At 72.5% G+C, this 19,177-nt stretch carries 18 protein-coding genes; 7 read left to right on the plus strand and 11 right to left on the minus strand.

Translation table 11 applies throughout. The features are described from left to right. Positions 1-6: 6 nt before the first annotated feature. From ACIRSS_RS45675 to ACIRSS_RS45685, 3 genes are all read left to right on the plus strand, one after another. Positions 7-909 carry a RecB family exonuclease gene (locus ACIRSS_RS45675; RefSeq protein ID WP_400907352.1) on the plus strand — a complete coding sequence of 301 codons (903 nt, stop codon included), beginning with the start codon at positions 7-9 and terminating at the stop codon, positions 907-909. Then, entirely contained in the window at positions 909-1,700 is a 792-nt protein-coding gene (locus ACIRSS_RS45680) for a thioesterase family protein (RefSeq protein WP_400907355.1), read from the plus strand. The genes ACIRSS_RS45675 and ACIRSS_RS45680 overlap by 1 nt, the downstream gene beginning before the upstream one ends. Positions 1,701-1,764: 64 nt before the next feature. Next, positions 1,765-2,700, plus strand: a complete 936-nt coding sequence (locus ACIRSS_RS45685; protein WP_400907358.1) for a ParA family protein — start codon at positions 1,765-1,767, stop codon at positions 2,698-2,700. 27 nt (positions 2,701-2,727) lie between these two features. On the opposite strand, the gene hisG is transcribed toward ACIRSS_RS45685, so the two are convergent. The 6 genes from hisG to metH form a co-directional block, all read right to left on the minus strand. Then, on the minus strand, positions 2,728-3,573 hold the full coding sequence (hisG, locus tag ACIRSS_RS45690) for an ATP phosphoribosyltransferase (RefSeq protein ID WP_400907360.1): 846 nt from the start codon (positions 3,571-3,573) through the stop codon (positions 2,728-2,730). Between the two features lie 41 nt (positions 3,574-3,614). Beyond that, positions 3,615-3,878: a phosphoribosyl-ATP diphosphatase gene (locus ACIRSS_RS45695; RefSeq protein ID WP_400907362.1), complete on the minus strand. Its 264-nt coding sequence runs from the start codon at positions 3,876-3,878 to the stop codon at positions 3,615-3,617. A 66-nt stretch (positions 3,879-3,944) separates the two neighbouring features. After that, complete coding sequence (locus ACIRSS_RS45700; protein WP_400907365.1) at positions 3,945-4,451, minus strand: methylated-DNA--[protein]-cysteine S-methyltransferase; 507 nt, start codon at positions 4,449-4,451, stop codon at positions 3,945-3,947. A gap of 8 nt (positions 4,452-4,459) precedes the next feature. After that, the gene (locus ACIRSS_RS45705) at positions 4,460-5,923 is read right to left on the minus strand and encodes a DNA-3-methyladenine glycosylase 2 family protein (RefSeq protein WP_400907368.1); all 1,464 of its coding nucleotides are present in this window, start codon (positions 5,921-5,923) and stop codon (positions 4,460-4,462) included. 59 nt (positions 5,924-5,982) lie between these two features. Beyond that, positions 5,983-6,645, minus strand: a complete 663-nt coding sequence (locus ACIRSS_RS45710) for an HAD family hydrolase (protein ID WP_400907371.1) — start codon at positions 6,643-6,645, stop codon at positions 5,983-5,985. 12 nt (positions 6,646-6,657) lie between these two features. Beyond that, positions 6,658-10,212: a methionine synthase gene (gene metH, locus ACIRSS_RS45715; protein WP_400907374.1), complete on the minus strand. Its 3,555-nt coding sequence runs from the start codon at positions 10,210-10,212 to the stop codon at positions 6,658-6,660. A 38-nt stretch (positions 10,213-10,250) separates the two neighbouring features. On the opposite strand from metH, the gene ACIRSS_RS45720 reads away from it, so the two are divergent. Then, a complete protein-coding gene (locus ACIRSS_RS45720; protein WP_400907377.1) occupies positions 10,251-11,156 on the plus strand; it encodes a PAC2 family protein in 906 nt (301 codons plus the stop codon). A 3-nt stretch (positions 11,157-11,159) separates the two neighbouring features. On the opposite strand, the gene ACIRSS_RS45725 is transcribed toward ACIRSS_RS45720, so the two are convergent. Next, on the minus strand, positions 11,160-12,095 hold the full coding sequence (locus tag ACIRSS_RS45725; protein WP_400907380.1) for a phosphotriesterase: 936 nt from the start codon (positions 12,093-12,095) through the stop codon (positions 11,160-11,162). A gap of 38 nt (positions 12,096-12,133) precedes the next feature. Here ACIRSS_RS45725 and ACIRSS_RS45730 point away from each other — a divergent pair, with 38 nt between their 5' ends. After that, the gene (locus ACIRSS_RS45730) at positions 12,134-12,679 is read left to right on the plus strand and encodes a CGNR zinc finger domain-containing protein (RefSeq protein WP_400907383.1); all 546 of its coding nucleotides are present in this window, start codon (positions 12,134-12,136) and stop codon (positions 12,677-12,679) included. A 126-nt stretch (positions 12,680-12,805) separates the two neighbouring features. Here the strand turns inward: ACIRSS_RS45730 and ACIRSS_RS45735 are convergent, their stop codons facing one another. From ACIRSS_RS45735 to ACIRSS_RS45745, 3 genes are read right to left on the minus strand one after another with little or no spacing between them, the layout of a single operon-like run. Beyond that, positions 12,806-13,639 carry a metallophosphoesterase family protein gene (locus tag ACIRSS_RS45735; protein ID WP_400907386.1) on the minus strand — a complete coding sequence of 278 codons (834 nt, stop codon included), beginning with the start codon at positions 13,637-13,639 and terminating at the stop codon, positions 12,806-12,808. After that, a complete protein-coding gene (locus tag ACIRSS_RS45740) occupies positions 13,603-14,877 on the minus strand; it encodes an MFS transporter (protein ID WP_400907389.1) in 1,275 nt (424 codons plus the stop codon). The genes ACIRSS_RS45735 and ACIRSS_RS45740 overlap by 37 nt, the downstream gene beginning before the upstream one ends. Beyond that, positions 14,874-15,461: an ArsR/SmtB family transcription factor gene (locus ACIRSS_RS45745; protein WP_400907392.1), complete on the minus strand. Its 588-nt coding sequence runs from the start codon at positions 15,459-15,461 to the stop codon at positions 14,874-14,876. The genes ACIRSS_RS45740 and ACIRSS_RS45745 overlap by 4 nt, the downstream gene beginning before the upstream one ends. A 147-nt stretch (positions 15,462-15,608) precedes the next feature. On the opposite strand from ACIRSS_RS45745, the gene ACIRSS_RS45750 reads away from it, so the two are divergent. Both ACIRSS_RS45750 and ACIRSS_RS45755 read left to right on the plus strand, forming a co-directional pair. Then, positions 15,609-16,085 carry a MarR family transcriptional regulator gene (locus ACIRSS_RS45750; RefSeq protein ID WP_400907395.1) on the plus strand — a complete coding sequence of 159 codons (477 nt, stop codon included), beginning with the start codon at positions 15,609-15,611 and terminating at the stop codon, positions 16,083-16,085. 158 nt (positions 16,086-16,243) lie between these two features. Then, positions 16,244-17,875 (plus strand): ABC-F family ATP-binding cassette domain-containing protein, encoded by a 1,632-nt coding sequence (locus tag ACIRSS_RS45755; RefSeq protein ID WP_400907398.1) that lies wholly within the window; start codon positions 16,244-16,246, stop codon positions 17,873-17,875. A gap of 51 nt (positions 17,876-17,926) precedes the next feature. Here ACIRSS_RS45755 and mshC read toward each other — a convergent pair whose 3' ends face one another. After that, a complete protein-coding gene (gene mshC, locus ACIRSS_RS45760) occupies positions 17,927-19,165 on the minus strand; it encodes a cysteine--1-D-myo-inosityl 2-amino-2-deoxy-alpha-D-glucopyranoside ligase (protein WP_400907401.1) in 1,239 nt (412 codons plus the stop codon). Between the last annotated feature and the right edge of the window lie 12 nt (positions 19,166-19,177).

The raw sequence follows: 19,177 nt of genomic DNA on the forward strand, positions 1-19,177 counted from the left end.
CTGCCCATGCCCGACGCCGACACCGTCACCACGGATCCCCCAGCAGCCACCGCCGTCGCCACCGAGGTGCGGCGGCGGCCCGCGCTGTCGCCGTCCCGGGCCAGCGACTTCAAGCAGTGCCCGCTGCTCTACCGATTCCGCGCGGTCGACCGGCTGCCGGAGGTCCCGACCAAGGCCCAGCTGCGCGGCACGCTCGTCCACTCGGTGCTGGAGCGGCTGTTCGCGCTGCCGGCCGCCGAGCGCGTCCCGCCGAAGGCGCGGGAGCTGCTCGGCCCGGCGTGGACGGACCTGTCCGCGGACCGTCCGGAGTGGACCGAGCTGTTCGACGGCGAGAAGCCCGACGACCACGCGGACTGGCTGCGGTCGGCGGAAAAGCTGCTGGACGCCTACTTCGACTTGGAGGACCCGCGGCGGCTCGAACCCGAGGCGTGCGAGCTGCACGTCGAGATCGAGCTCGGCTCCGGTGTTCTGCTGCGCGGCTACATCGACCGCGTCGACGTCGCGCCGACCGGCGAAATCCGGGTCGTCGACTACAAGACCGGCGCCGCCCCGCGCGAAATCGGCGAGGCGAAGGCGATGTTCCAGATGAAGTTCTACGCCGTCGTGCTGTGGCGGCTGCGTGGCGTCGTCCCGCGCCAGCTCAAGCTCATGTACCTCACCGACGGCCAGTCCCTCGCCTACACCCCGGACGAGGCCGAGCTCGTGCGCTTCGAACGCACCCTCGAAGCCATCTGGCAGGCCATCCTCAAGGCCGGCAAGACCGGCGACTTCCGGGCCAACAAGAGCAAGCTGTGCAACTGGTGCGACCACCAGGCGCACTGCCCGGAGTACGGCGGCACGCCGCCCGACTACCCCGGCTGGCCGGAGCCCGACGCGGGCGACGAGACGCCGCTGGACCGGGCCGACTGATGGCCGACGCGTTCTACGTCCCCCTCGGCGACGGCCGCTACGCCGCGACCGGGCACACGGCCGGGCCGTGGTCTTCGGACTCGCAGCACTTCGGGCCGCCGTCGGCGTTGCTGGTGCGGGCTCTCGAAAACGTCGAACCGGCGCACCCGGCCGAGCTGGCGCGGGTGACCGTCGAGATCCTCGGCCCGGCACCGGTCGCCGAGCTCATGGTGCGGGCCCGGATCGAGCGGCCGGGCCGGTCGGTCGAGCTGCTGCAGGCCGAGCTGGCGAGCGCGGACCGCGTCGTGGCGCGGGCTTCGGCCTGGCGCATCGCGACGGCCGACACGGCCGAGGCCGCCACCGACGCCGGGCCGCTGCTGCCGGCACCGGACACCGTGACCGAGTCGCCGTGGCCGGAGGGCTGGCAGGCCGGCTACCTCGATGCGGTGGAGTGGCGGGCGGTGCGCGGCGGCATGGACGTGCCCGGCCCGGCGGCCGTCTGGGCCCGCCAGCGCGTCCCGCTGGTCGACGGCGAGGAGCCGAGCGGGCTGCAGCGCCTGTTCACCGTCGCCGACTCCGGCAACGGCGTGTCGAACTTCCTCGACCCGCGCAAGTGGTGGTTCATCAACTCCGAGCTGACCGTCCACGTGCGGCGGGTGCCGGAGGGCGAGTGGATCGGCCTCGACGCGGTCACGCTGGTCGGCAAGCACGGCATCGGCACCGCGACCAGCATCCTGCACGACTCGGGCGGCCCGGTGGCCACCGGCGCGCAGGCGCTCATGGTGCGACCGCGACAGGCCGGGGGCGGATAGCCACCCACAACGGCCCCGCATCCAATAACCTTCGCGGAACGACCGACTTGAGGAGCGCTCCGGCATGCAGATCACCTCGGTGGTCAACCAGAAAGGCGGGGTCGGCAAGACCTCACTGAGCGTCGGCACCGCGGCCGCGCTGGCCGAGCGGGGCCGGCGGGTGCTGCTGGTCGACCTCGACCCGCAGGGCCACGCGACGACCGAGATGCTCGGCCTGTCCGAGGTCCGCGGGGACGCGCCGACCTTGGCGAAAGCGCTGGCCAAGACGTGGAAGGGCCCGATCGAGGAGCTCGTCGTCCCGCACCCGCGCAGCAACCTCGGCAAGGGCGGCGCGCTGGACGTCGTGCCGACGTCACCGGGGATGTTCGACCTGATCCGGCGGCTCGACTCGTTCCGCGTGCCCGGCTGGCAGCTGGCCCGGGTCATCCAGTTCGCCAACTACGACCACTGCGTCATCGACTGCCCGCCCGCGCTGGACGTGCTGACCAACAACGCGCTGGCGGCGTCGCACGGGATCCTGGTCCCGGTCCAGCCGGACAAGACGAGCATCCGCGCGCTGCGGCTGCTGGCCGACCAGGTCCGGTACGTCGAGCAGACGGTCGGGCGGCAGCCGCTGTCGTGGTTCGGCCTGGTGCCGAGCCTCTACCGGCGCCCGATCTCGCACTACGCGGCGGCGGCGCTGCAGGAGATGTACGAGTTCGGCATCCCGATGCTCTCGCACCTGCCGCTGGGCGTGGTGATGAACGAGGCGGCGGCGCACGGCGTCCCGGTGACGACCTACGCGCCGGAGACGCTGCAAGCGCTGTCATTCCGCGAGATCGCGGGCACGCTGGACAGCTACCTGGAGCAGAACCAGGCCCCCGCGGTTGTCCCGGCCGACGAGGAGTTCGTCTTCGAGGACTTCATCTCGGAGGTCGCGGTCGCCCGCAACGTCAACGACAACGGCGTGCGCAAGGGCCTCTACGACCTGCTGCCGAAGAAGCCCAACCGGCCGCGCTGAGGTTCGCGCGGCCGGCCGGGCGCCGGGTCAGAGGCGGCAGGAGCGGATGTCCGACGCCAGGATCGCCTTCGCGCCCACCTCGGCGAGCTCGTCCATGATGACGTTGACCTTCTTGCGCGGCACCATCGCGCGCACGGCCACCCAGTCTTCGTCCGCGAGCGGTGCCACCGTCGGCGACTCGAGACCCGGCGTGATGGCGATCGCGCGCTCGACCAGCGTCCGCGGGCAGTCGTAGTCCAGCATCATGTACTGCTGCGCGAACACGACCCCGCGCAGGCGCGCCGCCAGCTGGGACTTCGCCTTGTTTTCCGGAGTTCCGCGACGCTGCAGCAGCACCGCTTCCGACACGCAGATCGGGTCGCCGAACGCGACCAGGTTGTTCTGCCGCAGCGACCGGCCGGACTCGACGACGTCCGCGATCGCGTCCGCCACGCCCAGCTGGATCGAGATCTCGACTGCGCCGTCGAGGCGGATCACCTCGGCCTCGACGCCGTGGCGGGCGAGGTCGTCGCGGACCAGCCGCGGGTACGACGTCGCCAGGCGCTTGCCGTGCAGGTCGGCCGGCTTCCAGTCGCGGCCGGCCGGGGCGGCGTAGCGGAACGTCGAACCGCCGAAGCCGAGCGCCTGGACCTCGTCCACCGGCGCGCCGGAGTCGAGCGCCAGGTCCCGGCCGGTGATGCCGAGGTCGAGGTCGCCGGAGCCGACGTAGATCGCGATGTCCTTGGGGCGCAGGAAGAAGAACTCGACCTCGTTGACGTGGTCGAGCACGGTCAGGTCGCGCTGCTCATGCCGCTTCCGGTAGCCCGCCTCGCCGAGCATCTCCGTCGCCGCGGCGGCGAGGGCTCCCTTGTTCGGCACGGCAACACGCAGCATTTCGCTCTTCTCCTCGTTCTTCGGGTTCTTCGGGCGACCCGTCACAGGTAGCGGTAGATGTCCTCGGTCGACAGGCCGCGCCCGAGCATCAGCACCTGCACCCGGTACAGCAGCTGGGAGATCTCCTCGGCGAGGCGGTCGTCGGACTCGTGCTCGGCCGCGATCCACACCTCGCCGGCTTCCTCGAGCACCTTCTTGCCCTGGGCGTGCACCCCGGCGTCGAGGGCGACGACGGTGCCGGACCCGTCGGGACGGGTACGCGCGCGCTCGGCAAGCTCCGCGAACAGCTCATCGAAGGTCTTCACGGTCTGCAGATCCTTCCACCCCGCCCCCGGCGCCGCCGCCCCGCCCCGCCGCGGATGCCGCCGATCTCACACCGAAGTGGACATTGCCTCCCGAGGACTGGGACGGCGTTCGAAGTCGAGGAGGTACTGCTTCCGCTCGAGGCCGCCGCCGTACCCGGTCAGCGAACCCGTCGAACCGATGACCCGGTGGCACGGCACGATGATCGAAACCGGGTTCTTGCCGTTGGCCAAGCCCACGGCCCGCGCGGCCGCCGGCTTGCCGAGCAGCTGCGCGAGCTCGCCGTAGGACGCGGTTTCGCCGTACGGGATGTCGAGCAGCGCCGCCCACACCGACCGCTGGAACGGCGTGCCGTGGAAGGCCAGCGGGACGTCGAACTCCCGGCGTCGCCCGGCGAAGTACTCCGTCAGCTGGGTCTCGGTGCGGGCGAAGACCTCGACCGAGCCGGGCGAGCCGAACGTCGCTTCGGCGGGCCGGTGGCGCTGTTCGTGCATGTACAGCCCGCAGAGCGCGTCGCCCTCGGCGACGAGGGTCAGCGGGCCGCAGGGGCTGTCGATGACCTTGTGGGAACGCATGGGATCTCCTAGGCGGCGGGCATCCGGTTGATCGCGTGGTCACCGGTGGCCCACAGGTGCTGGGTGGCGTAGGCGCGCCACGGGCGCCACGCCTCCGACCGGGCGACGACGGCGGCCTGGCCGCCGAGGCCGAGGGTCTCGGCGGCGTACTTGATGCCGAGGTCGGTGGGCAGGAACGCGTCGGGGTCGCCGAGGGCACGCATGGCGATGCTCTCGACCGTCCACGGCCCGAAGCCGGGCAACGCGGTCAGCGCCGCCCGGGTGGCGCCCCAGTCGCTGCCCGCGCCGAGGTCGAGGCCGTCCGTCAGCGCCTCGACCAGCGCGAGCAGCGTCCGACGGCGGGACCGCGGCATCGCCAGGGTCTCCGGGTCCAGGGACGCGAGCGCGTCCGGCGACGGGAACAGATGGGTGAGGCCGCCCTCGGGGTCCTCGATCGGCTCGCCGTGGGCCACGACGAGCCGGGCCGCGTGGGTGCGCGCCGCCGCCGTCGAGACCTGCTGCCCGAGCACGGCCCGCACGGCGAACTCGGCGCCGTCGACCGTGCGCGGCACGCGGCGGCCCGGCGCGGCTTCGACCAGCGGCGCGAGCAGCGGGTCGGTGGCGAGCTGGTCGTCGACGGCGACCGGGTCCGCGTCGAGGTCCAGCAGGCGGCGGCAGCGGCTGGTCGCCGTCGGCAGGTCCCGCAGGTCGGTCAGGGTGAGCCGGCACGCGATGTGCCCATCCTCGGGGCGCAGTGCGGCGACGCCATGACCGTGCGGCAGCCGCAGGGTCCGGCGGTAGGCGCCGTCCCGCCACTCCTCGACGCCCGGTACGCCGGTGGCGACGAGGTGGCCGAACAGGTTGTCCGGGCAGAGCGGCTTCCGGTAGGGCAGCCGCAGCGGGATCGCGCCCGCGGTCGCGGACGGTTTGCCCTTCGCCCGCTGCCGCAGTTCGGTCGGCGAGAGGGCGAACACCTCGCGGACGGTGTCGTTGAACGCCCGGATGCTGCCGAACCCGGCGGCCAGGGCCAGCTCGGCCATCGGCAGGGTGGTGGTCTCGATCAGCGTCCGCGCGGTCTGCGCGCGCTGGGCCCTGGCCAGCGCCAGGGGGCCGGCGCCGACCTCGGCGAACACCTGGCGCTGGACCTGCCGGACGCTGTAGCCGAGCCGGTCGGCGAGGCCCTGGACGCCGTCGGTGTCGACGACGCCGTCGGCGATCAGCCGCATGGCGCGCGCGACCAGGTCGGCGCGCTCGTTCCACAGCGGCGACCCCGGGCTCGCGTCCGGGCGGCAGCGCTTGCAGGCGCGGAAGCCGGCCTGCTGCGCGGCCGCCGCGCTCGGGTAGAAGCTCATGTTCCGCGGCTTCGGCGGCACCACCGGGCAGCTGGGCCGGCAGTAGATCTTCGTCGTCAGGACGGCGGTGTAGAACCACCCGTCGAACCGGGCGTCCTTCGCCTGCACGGCCCGCACGCACCGCTCGAAATCTTCGTGCACGCGACCCAGCATCGCCGAGCGCGCCGGCGAGGGCTAGCGGAAATGCGACATGGGCGTGCTCAGCCCAGCAGGGCCGCCAGCGCCGGCACGTCGATGCCGACGAGGGAGTCGCGGAACACGCGCCGCTCCCCCGGCTCGACCGGGACGTCGTTCGGGATGACCAGGACCGTGCAGCCCGCCGCGACCGCCGACGCCGTGCCCGGCGGGGAGTCTTCCACCGCGACGCATCGCGCCGGGTCGACGCCGAGCAGCTCCGCGCCCTTGAGGTACGGCCGCGGGTGCGGCTTGTTGAAGCCCCCGACCTCGTCCCCGCAGACCGTGGCGTCGAAGAAGTCCCGGCCGATCGTGTTCAGCGCCAGCTCGGTCAGGTCGCGCTCGGTCGAGGTGACCAGCGCCGAGGGCAGCCCGGCCTCGCGGACCGCGATCAACGCTTCGCGGGCGCCCGGGCGCCACGGCAGCTCGTCGTCGAAGAGCCCGGCCGTGCGGCGGCGGATCTCCGCGCCCGTCGACGCGATCGCCTCGGGGTTCACGGGAAGGCCGACGACCTCGAGCAGGTACGCCGAGGTGTCGTCCATGTTGGACCCGACGAGCGTCATCCGCTGCTCTTCGGAAAGCCTGCCGCCGAGCCATTCCGCCGTCTCGTAGAGGGCGATGTCCCACAGCTTCTCGGAATCGACCAGCGTGCCGTCCATGTCCCACAGCACGGCGACGAGTCCGTCCACAGTGGATCTCCCTCAGGTGTTGAAGTACTTGGCTTCCGGGTGGTGGCAGACGATCGCGTCGGTCGACTGCTCGGGGTGCAGCTGGTACTCCTCGGACAGCTTGACGCCGATCCGGCCCGGCTCGAGCAGCGCGACGATCTTCGCCCGGTCCTCGAGATCGGGACAGGCGCCGTAGCCCAGTGAGAACCTCGCTCCACGGTAGCCGAGCTTGAAGAACTCCTCGACGTCGTCCGGGTCCTCTGAGGCGACCGCCACACCGCCAGGCAAGGTCAGCTCCTGCCGGATGCGGCAGTGCCAGTACTCGGCGAGCGCTTCGGTGAGCTGGACGCCGAGGCCGTGGACTTCCAGGTAGTCGCGGTAGGCGTCGGCGGCGAACAGGTCGTTCGCGTAGTCGGCGATGGGCTGGCCCATGGTGACGACGGTGAACGGCACGACGTCGACCTCGCCCGACTCGCGGGGCCGGTAGAAGTCGGCCAGGCAGAGCCGCCGGTCGCGGCGCTGGCGCGGGAAGGTGAAGCGCAGCCGCTCCGGCGCGTCCGGCGCTGGCTCGGTGAGCACGACGAGGTCGTCGCCCTCGGCGACGCACGGGAAGTAGCCGTAGACGACGGCCGCGTGGGCGAGGACGCCGTCGGCCGTCAGCCGGTCGAGCCAGTAGCGCAGCCGCGGACGGCCTTCGGACTCGACGAGCTCGTCGTACGTCGGCCCGGCGCCGCCGCGGGCGCCCTTGAGGCCCCACTGCCCCATGAAGGTCGCGCGCTCGTCGAGCATCGCGGCGTAGTCGGCGAGCGGGACGCCCTTCACCACGCGCGAACCCCAGAACGGCGGGGACGGCAGCGGGACGTCGGTGGCGACGTCCGAGCGCGCAGGCGGCGGCCCTTCGTGAGCTTCCTCTTCGGCTTTGCGGGCTTTCCGCGCCTCGGCGATCCGCAGCGACCGTTCGCGGCGTTCCTTGCGCTCCAGGCGCTTCTGCTCCGCGTCGGCGTCGACCAGCGGTGACTCCCCGCGCTTGGCGGCCATGATCGCGTCCATCAGCCGCAGTCCTTCGAACGCGTCGCGGGCGTACCGGACGTCGCCGAAGTACAGCTCCGTGAGATCGTTCTCCACGTAGGACCGGGTCAGCGCGGCACCGCCGAGCAGCACCGGCCAGCGCGCGGCGACGCCCCGGGAGTTCATCTCCTGGAGGTTCTCCTTCATGATCACCGTCGACTTGACCAGCAGCCCGGACATCCCGATCGCGTCGGCGCCGTGTTCCTCGGCGGCGTCGAGGATGGTGGTGATCGGCTGCTTGATGCCGAGGTTGACGACCTCGTAGCCGTTGTTGGACAGGATGATGTCGACGAGGTTCTTGCCGATGTCGTGGACGTCGCCGCGGACGGTGGCCAGCACGATCCGGCCTTTGCCGGAGTCGTCGTCCTTCTCCATGTGCGGTTCGAGGTGCGCGACGGCGGCCTTCATCACCTCGGCGGACTGCAGGACGAACGGCAGCTGCATCTGCCCGGAGCCGAACAGCTCGCCGACGGTCTTCATGCCGGAAAGCAGCGTGTCGTTGATGATCTGCAGGGCGGGCCGCTGCTCCAGGGCCGCGTCGAGGTCGCCGGTGAGGCCGTTGCGCTCGCCGTCGACGATCCGCCGTTCCAGGCGTTCGAACAGCGGCAGCGCGGCCAGCTCCTCGGCCCGCGAAGCCTTCGACGACGCCGCGCTGACGCCCTCGAACACGGCCATCAGCTCCTGCAGCGGGTCGTAGCCTTCGCGACGGCGGTCGTAGACGAGGTCCAACGCGATCGCGCGCTGGTCGTCCGGGATGCGCGCCATCGGCAGGATCTTCGACGCGTGCACGATCGCGGTGTCCAGGCCGGCCTGGACGCACTCGTGCAGGAACACGGAGTTCAGCACCTGCCGCGCGGCCGGGTTGAGGCCGAAGGAGATGTTGGACAGGCCGAGCGTGGTCTGGACCTCGGGGTGGCGGCGCTTGATCTCGCGGATCGCCTCGATCGTCTCGATGCCGTCGCGGCGCGACTCCTCCTGGCCGGTGGCGATGGTGAAGGTCAGGGCGTCGATGATGACGTCGGAGGTGCGCAGCCCCCAGTTCCCGGTGATGTCCTCGATGAGCCGGGTCGCGATGTCGGCCTTCTTCTGCGCCGTGCGCGCCTGGCCCTCTTCGTCGATGGTCAGGGCGACGACGGCGGCGCCGTACTCGCTGACCAGCTCCATGACCTGGGTGAACCGGGAGTCGGGGCCGTCGCCGTCCTCGTAGTTGACGGAGTTGACCGCGCAGCGCCCGCCGAGGCGTTGCAGGCCGGCCTTCAGGACGGCGACCTCGGTCGAGTCGAGCATGATCGGCAGGGTGGACGCGGTGGCCAGGCGCCCGGCCAGCTCTGCCATGTCGGCGGTGCCGTCGCGGCCGACGTAGTCGACGCACAGATCGAGCAGGTGGGCGCCGTCGCGGGTCTGCTCGCGGGCGATCTCGACGCAGTCGTCCCAGCGGCCCTCGAGCATCGCGGTGCGGAACGCCTTCGAGCCGTTGGCGTTGGTCCGCTCGCCGATCATCAGCACGCTGGCGTCCTGCTTGAACGGCACCGCCTGGTACAGCGACGACACGCCGGGCTCGGGCCGCGGCCGCCGGGCCACCGGCGCGGTGTCGGCCACGGCGGCGGCGAGCTGCCGGATGTGCTCGTCGGTGGTGCCGCAGCAGCCGCCGACCAGGCCGACGCCGAACTCGCGGACGAACCCGGTCAGCGCCTCGACCAGGGCTTCCGGGCCGAGCGGGTAGACCGCGCCGTTCGGGCCCAGCTCCGGCAGGCCGGCGTTCGGCATCACCGACAGCGGCACCCGGGCGTGCTTGGCCAGCTGCCGCAGGTGCTCGCTCATCTCGGCCGGGCCGGTGGCGCAGTTGAGCCCGATGACGTCGACGCCGAGCGGCTCCAGGGCGGCCAGCGCGGCGCCGACCTCGGTGCCGAGCAGCATCGTGCCGGTCGTTTCGACGGTGATCGAAGCGAGGATCGGCACCTGCCGGCCCTCGGCGGCCATCGCCCGCTTGGCGCCGATGATCGTCGCCTTCGTCTGGAGGATGTCCTGGGTGGTCTCGACGATCACGGCGTCGACGCCGCCGGCCAGCAGGCCGCGAACCTCTTCGCGGTAGGCGTCACGCAGCGTGGTGAACGGCGCGTGGCCGAGCGTCGGCAGCTTGGTGCCCGGGCCGGCCGACCCGAGCACGAACCGCGGGCGGTCCGGCGTCGCGAACTCGTCGGCGGTCTCGCGGGCCAGCCGCGCGCCGGCTTCGGCGAGCTCGAAGATCCGCTCGGTGATGTCGTACTCGGCGAAGTTGGCGAAATTGGCCCCGAAAGTGTTCGTTTCGACGGCGTCCGCGCCCGCCTCCAGGTAGCCCCGGTGCACCGAGCGGACCACGTCCGGCCGGGTGACGTTGAGGATCTCGTTGCAGCCTTCGAGGCCGGCGAAATCGTCCAGGCTCAGGTCGTGGGCCTGCAGCGCGGTGCCCATCGCCCCGTCGGCCACCAGGACGCGGGAGCGCAGGGCCTCGAGCAACGGTGACGACATGCGATCGGACATGCTGAACAGCGTAAGGCCGGTGGTCGTAGGCTGGTCCGGTGAGTGAGCCCGTCGACGAGACCCCGCGGCCGCCCGGCGACCGCACCGAACCCACCCGGCCGCTGATGGTCGTCGCCTTCGAAGGCTGGAACGACGCGGGTGACGCGGCCAGCCGGGCGGTCGAGCACCTGCAGCTGAACTGGGACGCCACGCCCCTGGCCGAACTGGAGCCCGACGACTACTACGACTTCCAGGTCAGCCGCCCGACCGTCCGGATGGTGGACGGCGTCACTCGACGGGTGGACTGGCCGACGACGACGCTGTCGGTGTGCCGCCCCGACGGGTTCGACCGCGACGTGGTCCTGGTGCAGGGCCCCGAGCCGAACATGCGCTGGCGCGCCTTCTGCGCCGAGCTGCTGGAGCACATCCAGCAGCTCGACGTCGCGACCGTGGTGACGCTGGGCGCGCTGCTCGCCGACACCGCGCACACGCGGCCCGTCCCGGTCACCGGGACGGCCTACGACAAGGACACCGCGTCGCTCTACGGGCTCGACCTGAACAACTACCAGGGCCCGACCGGCATCGTGGGCATCCTGCAGGACTACTGCGTGCAGGCCGGCATCCCGGCCGTGTCGATCTGGGCCGCGGTGCCGCACTACGTGTCGCACCCGCCGTCCCCGAAGGCGACGCTGGCGCTGCTGCACAAGCTGGAGGACATCCTCGACGTCGAGATCCCGCTGGGCGCGCTGCCGGAGCAGTCCGAGGAGTGGCAGCGCACGGTCAGCGAGATGGCCGACGAGGACGAGGAGATCAGCGAGTACGTCCGCAGCCTCGAGGAGCGCGGGGACGCGCAGAGCGAGGTCGCCGAGCAGGACGTCAGCGGCGACAAGATCGCCGCCGAGTTCGAGCGCTACCTGCGCCGCCGCGGCCGGGGCGGCGGGCAGGAAGGCTTCGGCCTGCGCTGAGGGCTACTTCAGCCAGCTGGTGGCGAAAGCCCGGCCGGGGTTCGCCACCAGCATGGCGGTGACGACGTCGCCGCCCAGCCGTTTCGCCAGCCGCGGTGCCAGCGTCGTGAGCAGGTAGGGCGCGCCCGGCTGGTACCGCGCGGCGGCGGTGGTCGTGTCGCCGCCGAGCAGGATCCGGCCGCCGTGCCCGGCCTCGACCAGGGCTTCCAGGCCGTCGAAGAGCCGCCAGTCGGAGGCGTGGTTGGCCCGCGACGGGCCGTCGAAGCCGAGGAACACGCCGGTCTCGGCGATCTCCCGCTGGATCCGCGGGTCCGGGTTCCGGTTGAGGTGCCCGAGAATCACCTTTTCCGGTGACACGTCGAGCTTGTCGCACAGCAGCTCGACCGTCTCCAGGGCCGCGGTGCCGAGTTCGAGGTGCACGGCGATCGGCGCGCCGGTCTCCTGGTGGGCGACCGCGGCGGCGGTCATCGTCAGCCGCGCGTGGGAGTCGATCGTGTGGAACGCGCCGGCCACCTTGACCAGCCCGGCGCGCGGGCCGGTGCGGGGCTCGTCGGGCAGGTCGGCGGGCTGCGTTCCCTCGGTCAGGTCGGCGACGAACTCCTTGACCAGGCCGTCGATGACGCGGTCGACGATCACCGGCGCGTAGTGCTCGGCGCGGTGCAGCCCGGTGGCCGCGACGACGTGCACGCCGATCTCGTTCGACATCCACGCCAGCTCGCGCGTCCGGCGGCAGAGCCCGTACGGCGTCCACTGCACGAGCGCCGAGCCGCCGGCCATCTTGAAGGCCAGGAGCAGCTCGGTCGCCGCCGTCGGGTCGTCCAGCTCCTGGCCGGGCAGCAGTTTCGAGGCGAAGAACAGGTGGTCGTGCGCGTTCGTCACGCCCAGCTCGGCCGGATCGATGTCGCCCAGCACCGTCCGCACCCGCGGGTCCCCAGTCACGACGCCGAGTGTAACGCCCCAACCGTTACGATGGCGAGGTGTCCGAAGAATTCCGCCTCGACATGGGGGCGCCCTGGCTGAACCTGCTGGCCACGCGCGGCCGGCACTTCGGGGCGCAGCCGGTCGAGCGCATCCCGACGCCCGAGCACCTGCGCGACTGGCTGGCGCAGGTCGAGCTGACGCCGCTCGCGCCGGTCACGGACGCCGACCTGCGCGCGGCGCACCGGCTGCGTGAGGCCCTCCGCGAACTCGCGCTGGGCGCGGTGGACGGCGTCGCGCCGAGAGCCGACCAGGTGAGCCCGCTGGCGGAGTTCCTCAAGCCCGAGCCGGTGCACCTGGCCGCCCTCGACCGGCTGCACCGCAGTGCCCCGCCAACCGCGGACGCCGCGTTCGCCCGGCTCGCGCACCAGGCGGCCGACTGGCTCACCGGGCCGCTCCGGCACGATCTGCGCGCGTGTCCCGAGCAGGACTGCCGCGGGGTGTTCGCCGACCCGGGCGGCCGGCGACGCTGGTGCCCGTCCCCCGCCTGCGCCAGCCGAGGCCGGGTGCGCGCGCTCAGGGAGCGGCGGCGCGGGGGTTCATGACGGCCGAGGTACTCCCCGGCCGGTGCCGCACACCCGCCCAGCGGCGGCGCGCGGACTCATGACAGCCGAGGAGCTCCCCCACGCCGATGCCGCGTCCGCCCGCTCACCGAGCGGCGGCGCGGGAACTCACGACGGCCAGAGGATCCGGCGCATCGGCACCGCGCCCCGCGCCCGCTTCCGCCACTCGCGCGGGTAACCGAGCGAAACCTCCTCGAAGCGCACCCCGTCGGCCTCCGTCGTGCGCGGGATGTGCAGGTGGCCGTACACCGCGATCTCCGCGCGGTAGCGCAGGTGCCAGTCCTCGGTCTTCGTGGTGCCGCACCACAGCGCGAACTCCGGCCAGTACAGCGGCGCCGTCGGGTGGCGGTGCAGCGGCCAGTGCGACATCAGGATGGTGCCGTGGTCGTCCGGGATCGCGTCCAGGCGCTCGGTGCTGAGCTTGAGCCGGTCCTCGCACCACGCCTGGCGGCTCGGGTACGGGTCCGGGTGGAGGAAGTACTCGTCGGTGCAGACGACGCCGGCGGCCCGGGCCTGGGTCAGCGCCTCCTCCAGGGACTTGCCCTCGGCCTCGGGGGTCCGCCAGCTGTAGTCGTAGAGCAGGAACAGCGGCGCGATGATCAGCGGCCGGTCGGCGTGGGGCCAGACCGGGTAGTCGTCCTCCGGCGTCAGGACCCCGATTTTCCGGCACTCCTCGACGAGGTGCTCGTACCGGGCCTGCCCGCGCAGCTGGCACGGGTCGCCGTTCGTCGTCCACAGCTCGTGGTTGCCCGGCACCCAGACGACCTTCGCGAACCGCTCGCTGAGGGTCTTCAGGGTCCCGATGGTGGCTTCGGCCCGCTCGGCGACGTCCCCGGCCACGAGCAGCCAGTCTTCGGGCGTCTCCGGGACGACCGAGTCGAGGATCGGGCCGTTGCCCTCATGGGTCACGTGGAGGTCGCTGGTCGCGAAGAGGTGCGGCACCCCTCCACCGTAGCCACCGCGGTGGCGGGTTCTTCGCGAAACCTGCGGATTGCGGGTGGTTTCCGCGCCAGCGCGAGGATCCCGGCCAGGACGTAGATCCCGGCCTGCACGTTGAGCAGCACCGCCGGCCCGGTCGTCGCGACCAGCGTCCCGGCCAGCAGGGCCCCGGCCGTCGTGCCCAGGGCGATCACCGCGAACGTCGTGCTCAGCACGCGCCCGGCCCGCTCCGGCGCGACCGCGCTCTGGATCTCCGAGAGCACCCCCGCGCCGACGACCACTCCCGGGGCGCCGACCAGGACGAACAGCCCGACGTACACCCCCAGCGCCGTCGTCAGCCCGGCCAGGTTCCAGATCACCGCCGACAGCAGGCCCAGCGCGACCGAACCCCAGCCGAGCAGCGCCGCCGGCGCCACGCGCCGGGCCACCGTGGCCAGCGCGAACCCGGCGGCCAGGCCGCCGATCGCCTGCACGCCCCGCAGCAGGCCCGCGTCGGCTTCGCTGCCGCCCAGCAAGTCGAGGACGTACACCACGAACAGCACGAGGAACATCCCCTGCGCCAGCGACGTGAACACCAGCGTGAGCCCGGTGCGCCGCAAGCGGCGGTTGTGGGTGAGCTCGCGCAGGCCGTCCAGCCAGGCGCGCACCACGGGTTCGGGCGCGGCCGCCGGCGCGGGCGCGCTCACCCGGCGGAACGGCTTGGCCAGCAAGGCGGCCGCGACCACCAGCACCGCGAGGTAGCCGGTGATGACGTCGGCGAGCCCGCCAAAACCAAGCAGCGCGCCACCCGCCCAGCCGCCGGCGAGCCGCGCGACGCTGCCGTTCACGCTCATCAGGCCGTTCGCGCCGGTGACCTCCTCGACGCCGACCAGCTCCGGTACCAGCGCGTTGCGCGCGGGCTCGAACACCGACGCCAGTGCCGCCTGCGCGGCCATCACGGCGTACACGACGGCCACGCCCGGCGACGCGAGCAGCGGCAGCGCGACCACGGCCAGCCCGCAGCAGACGCCGAACAGCACCGCCCGTCGGTTCCACCGGTCGGCCACGACGCCGGCGACCGGGCTCAGCAGCACCGCGGGCAGCAGGCCGAGCACGATGCTCAGCGCGGTCGTCGCGGCCGAACCGGTGCGCTGGAAGACGTAGACCGGCAACGCCACCTGCAGCATCCACTCGGCCGTCTCGCCGAAGAACGCGGCCACCCACAGCCGGGCGAACGCGGGCACCCCCAGCAGCTGTCTCATTCCTCCGCCTTCCCCGAGTGTTCGATGCGCGGGAACGCCCGCAGGCCGACGTGCACCGACCGGGCGGTTGCCGGCGCGTCGGTCCGGATGGCTCCGACGTAGGGCCGGACCAGGGCGTCGATCGCGTCGGTCAGCCGGGTCAGCTCCTCCGGCGTGACGCGCAGCGCGTACGTGATCAGCCCGGCCGCCGCGCGCCAGGCGGGGTCGAGGTCGTCGAGCGAGTCCAGGTACCGCTGGGTCAGCTCCTGCTCGTGGCCCAGGGTCGCACCCACCATGCCGAGCTGGGCCGCGCGGTGGGCGGGGTCGTCGGCCAGCTCCCCCATCTCCAGCCCGACCTGCCGGGCCCGCCACGGCCGTTCCCGGCCGTCTTCGGCGTCCGCCCGCTCGACCAGGCCGTACTGCGCGAGCTGCCGCAGGTGCCAGCTGCAGTTGGACGCGGTCGAGCCGACCGCCTCCGCGCACTCGCTCGCGGTGCGCGGGCCGACGGCGGTGAGGTGGTTCAGCAGCGCCGACCGCAGCGGGTGCGACAGCGCGCGCAGCAGCTCGACGTCCTCGATCCGCTTGCGCGGCGGCAGCTCGGCCATCGGCCATCCCTATCTGAAAGATTTGTTTCGAAAGTGCTCTTTCAGATTGGGTGCCGCCTGCGGGTTTGTCAACCCGCTCCGCTATCGTTCGCCGGGCAGCCACTGCGCAGGGCAGTGACTGCACGATTACCCGACCTTGGATGGACGTTGCCCGACCAGCGCGAACTCGCCACCGCCGCCGCTCTCGCCCTCCCCCGGTTCGTGGGCTCGACCGCGCTCTTCCACGCCGCGGTCGCCGAGCGGATGGCCGTCACCCCCACCGAGCTGCACTGCCTGCACCTGCTCCACGGCGGCGTCAGCGACTCCCCGACCGAGCTCGCGCGGCTGCTCGGGATCTCGACCGGCGCGTTCACCCGCCTGCTCGACCGGATGGAGCAGCACCGGCTCGCCGAGCGCGCCCCGGATCCCGCGGACCGCCGCCGGCTCGTCGTCCGGCCGCTGCCCGACCGGATGGCCGAGCTCGCCGAGCTGTACGCGCCGATGGCCCGGTTCGTCGGCGAACGGCTCGCACGCCTGGACCGGCGCCAGCTGACGGCGTTGGTCGGGTTCCTCACCGACGGCACCGCGGCCGCGGAAGCAGCGGCGGGGAACCTGCCGGATGTGACCCAGGCCATAACCAGTTGACTAACTCTACGGATGTTGCGTTAACCTGGCTCCACTATGAGGAACTGAACCGCGCCCATCCCGCTTCCGAGGCGGCACCCGGTCGAGCCTGACGCTCCCGCGTGCCACGACGCCCGGCGGGATTTCCGCTTCTTCCCACCCGGGCTCGGTGATCGCACATGTCTACCCTCTTTCCCTTGCAGGCCAAGGACGTCGTCTTCGGCTACGGCACCCGCGTCGTCCTCGACGGCGTCACGCTGACCGCGTCGGCCGGGCAGCGGCTCGGCCTGGTCGGCGAGAACGGCACCGGCAAGTCCACGCTGCTGCGGCTGCTCGCCGGGCTCGAGGAACCGCGCTCCGGCGAGGTCCTGCGCGGCCCGGACGTCGGGTTCCTGCTCCAGGAGCTGCCGTTCGGCATGGACTCGACCTTCAGCGACGTCCTCGACGACGCGCTCGCCGAGATCCGCGTCGCCGCCGCCCGGCTCGACGAGCTGACCACGGCGATGACCGACCGGCCCGACGACTCGTCGGTGCTGGACGAGTACGGCCGCGTCCTGGAATGGGCCCAGGCCCACGACCTCTGGGACGCCGACCGGCGCGCGAAGCTCGTCTGCGACGGGCTGGGCCTCGGCGGCGTCGAACCGGACCGGCGGCTGGGCACGCTGTCCGGCGGCCAGCGGTCGCGGCTCGGCCTGGCGGCGTTGCTGATCCGGCAGCCGGAGACGCTGCTGCTGGACGAGCCGACCAACCACCTCGACGACGCCGCGATGGCGTTCCTGGAACGCCACCTCACCGAGCTGACCGGGATCGTGGTGCTGTCGTCGCACGACCGGGTGTTCCTCGACGCCGTCTGCACCGACATCGTCGACCTCGACCCGGCCGCGGCCGACCGCCAGGCCGGCGGCGCGGTCCGCTACGGCGGCAGCTACACCGACTACCTCGGCCACAAGAAGGCCGAGCGGGCGCGGTGGGAGCAGCGCTTCGCCGAAGAGCAGGAGGAGCTGAAGGAGCTGCGGGAGACCGTCGCGGTCACCGCGCGCAACGTCGCCTACGGCCGCGGCCCGCGCGACAACGACAAGTTCATCCACCACTTCAAGGGCGCCCGCGTCCAGAAGACGATCTCGCGGCGGGTGCGCGACGCCGAGCAGCGGCTCGAGAACCTCGAACGCGACCAGGTGCGCAAACCCCCGGCGCCACTGCGGTTCCGGGCGGAGCTGACCGGGCACGCGACCGGCGACGGACCGGCGATTTCGGTGCGCGCACTGGAGGTTCCGGGACGGCTGAGCCTGCCCCGGCTGGACGTCGACGGCTCGGCCCGGCTGCTCGTCACGGGCGGGAACGGCGCCGGCAAGTCGACGCTGCTCTCGGTGCTGGCTGGCCGGCTGGCTCCCGCGAGCGGCACCGTCCACTTCGGACACGGCGTGCGCGTCGGCTTGCTGGAGCAGGACGTCGCGTTCGCGTCGCCCGAACGGACGGCCGCGCGCGTCTACCGGGACACCCTCGGCGAGGACGCTCCCCCGCTGAGCCACCTCGGCCTGCTGGCGTCCCGGGACCTCCGGCAGCCGGTCGGTGCGCTCTCGGTCGGTCAGCGGCGCCGGCTGGCGCTGGCGATCCTGCTCGCCGAGCCGCCGGACGTGCTCCTGCTGGACGAGCCGACGAACCACATTTCGCTGACCCTGGCGGAAGAACTGTTCGCGGCGCTGGAAACGGCGCCGGGCGCGGTCGTCATCGCGTCCCACGACCGGTGGCTGCGCCGGGACTGGCGGGGCGACCACCTCGAACTGGCCGACGGCCGGCCCGCCGCAGTATAGGCCGTTATACACAAGCAGGGCCCGGCAGCGGCCGGGCCCTGCTTGTGGTCGTCAGAGCGTGATGCCGAGCAGAGCGTCGACGGCGATGCGGATCAGGCCCGGCGCCGTCGCGTCCGTGCCGTCGCGACGCAGGGCTTCGTTCGCCCACGCGTCGATCGCCGCGAGGGCCTTCGGTGTGTCGAGGTCGTCGGAGAGGTGGTCGCGCAGCCGCGTGACCGTGTCCTCCGCCGACGGGCCGGCCGGCAGCGCGACGGCTTCGCGCCAGCGCGCCAGCCGAGCCTCGGCCTCGGTCAGCAGCGAGGACGTCCAGGCGCGGTCCTCGCGGTAGTGACCGGCGAACAGCGCGAGCCGGATCGCGCCGGGGTCGACCTGGTCGGCCCGCAGCCGCGAGACGAACACCAGGTTCCCGCGCGACTTCGACATCTTCTCGCCGTCGAGGCCGATCATCCCGGCGTGCACGTAGTGGCGGGCGAACGGCCCGTCCTTGGCGACGGCCTCCGCGTGCGCCGCGCTGTACTCGTGGTGCGGGAAGATCAGGTCCGAGCCGCCGCCCTGGAGGTCGAACCCGAGACCCAGCCGGTTGACCGCGATCGCGCTGCACTCGATGTGCCAGCCCGGGCGGCCCGGGCCCAGCTCGGACTCCCACGACGGCTCGCCCTCGCGCGCGACCCGCCACAGCAGCGCGTCCAGCGGGTGGCGCTTGCCGGCGCGGTCGGGGTCGCCGCCGCGCTCGGCGAAGAACTTCCGCATGGTGGCTTCGTCGTAGTTCGACTCGTAGCCGAACTTGCCGGTCGCCGAGTGGTCGAAGTAGACGTCCGGGAACTCCGGGTCGTCGGCCCGGTAGGCGGCACCGTTGGCCACCAGCTTCGCGATGACCTCGACGATCTCCGGGATGCTCTCCACCGCGCCGACGAACTGCTTCGGCGGCAATACGCGCAGGGCGGTCATGTCCTCGCGGAACAGCGCCGTCTCGCGCATGCCCAGCACGACCCAGTCGTCCTGGTCGCGCTCCGCGCGCTCGAGCAGCGGTTCGTCGATGTCCGTCACGTTCTGCACGTAGTGGACGTCGTGCCCGTTGTCCCGCCACACGCGGTTCACCAGGTCGAAGGCCAGGTACGTCGCGGCGTGCCCCAGATGCGTCGCGTCGTAGGGCGTGATGCCGCAGACGTACATCCGGGCGGTGGCGCCGGGCGCGGTCGGGCGGATCTGCCCGGTGGCCGTGTCGTGGAGCCGCAGCGGGCGGGGGGTGCCGGGGATGCGGGGCACGTCGACCGATGACCAAGTCTGCATACCCCCGACTGT

Source organism: Amycolatopsis sp. NPDC101161, assembly GCF_044768185.1.
Taxonomy (GTDB): Bacteria; Actinomycetota; Actinomycetes; order Mycobacteriales; family Pseudonocardiaceae; genus Amycolatopsis.

What these genes read in the sequence shown, in the direction of transcription:
- hisG (WP_400907360.1), bottom strand. Translation starts at nt 3,573, where the DNA reads ATGCTGCGTGTTGCCGTGCCGAACAAGGGAGCCCTCGCCGCCGCGGCG.
- ACIRSS_RS45685 (WP_400907358.1), top strand. Translation starts at nt 1,765, where the DNA reads ATGCAGATCACCTCGGTGGTCAACCAGAAAGGCGGGGTCGGCAAGACC.
- ACIRSS_RS45700 (WP_400907365.1), bottom strand. Translation starts at nt 4,451, where the DNA reads ATGCGTTCCCACAAGGTCATCGACAGCCCCTGCGGCCCGCTGACCCTC.
- ACIRSS_RS45755 (WP_400907398.1), top strand. Translation starts at nt 16,244, where the DNA reads ATGTCTACCCTCTTTCCCTTGCAGGCCAAGGACGTCGTCTTCGGCTAC.
- ACIRSS_RS45745 (WP_400907392.1), bottom strand. Translation starts at nt 15,461, where the DNA reads ATGGCCGAGCTGCCGCCGCGCAAGCGGATCGAGGACGTCGAGCTGCTG.
- mshC (WP_400907401.1), bottom strand. Translation starts at nt 19,165, where the DNA reads ATGCAGACTTGGTCATCGGTCGACGTGCCCCGCATCCCCGGCACCCCC.
- metH (WP_400907374.1), bottom strand. Translation starts at nt 10,212, where the DNA reads ATGTCCGATCGCATGTCGTCACCGTTGCTCGAGGCCCTGCGCTCCCGC.
- ACIRSS_RS45675 (WP_400907352.1), top strand. Translation starts at nt 7, where the DNA reads ATGCCCGACGCCGACACCGTCACCACGGATCCCCCAGCAGCCACCGCC.
- ACIRSS_RS45680 (WP_400907355.1), top strand. Translation starts at nt 909, where the DNA reads ATGGCCGACGCGTTCTACGTCCCCCTCGGCGACGGCCGCTACGCCGCG.
- ACIRSS_RS45740 (WP_400907389.1), bottom strand. Translation starts at nt 14,877, where the DNA reads ATGAGACAGCTGCTGGGGGTGCCCGCGTTCGCCCGGCTGTGGGTGGCC.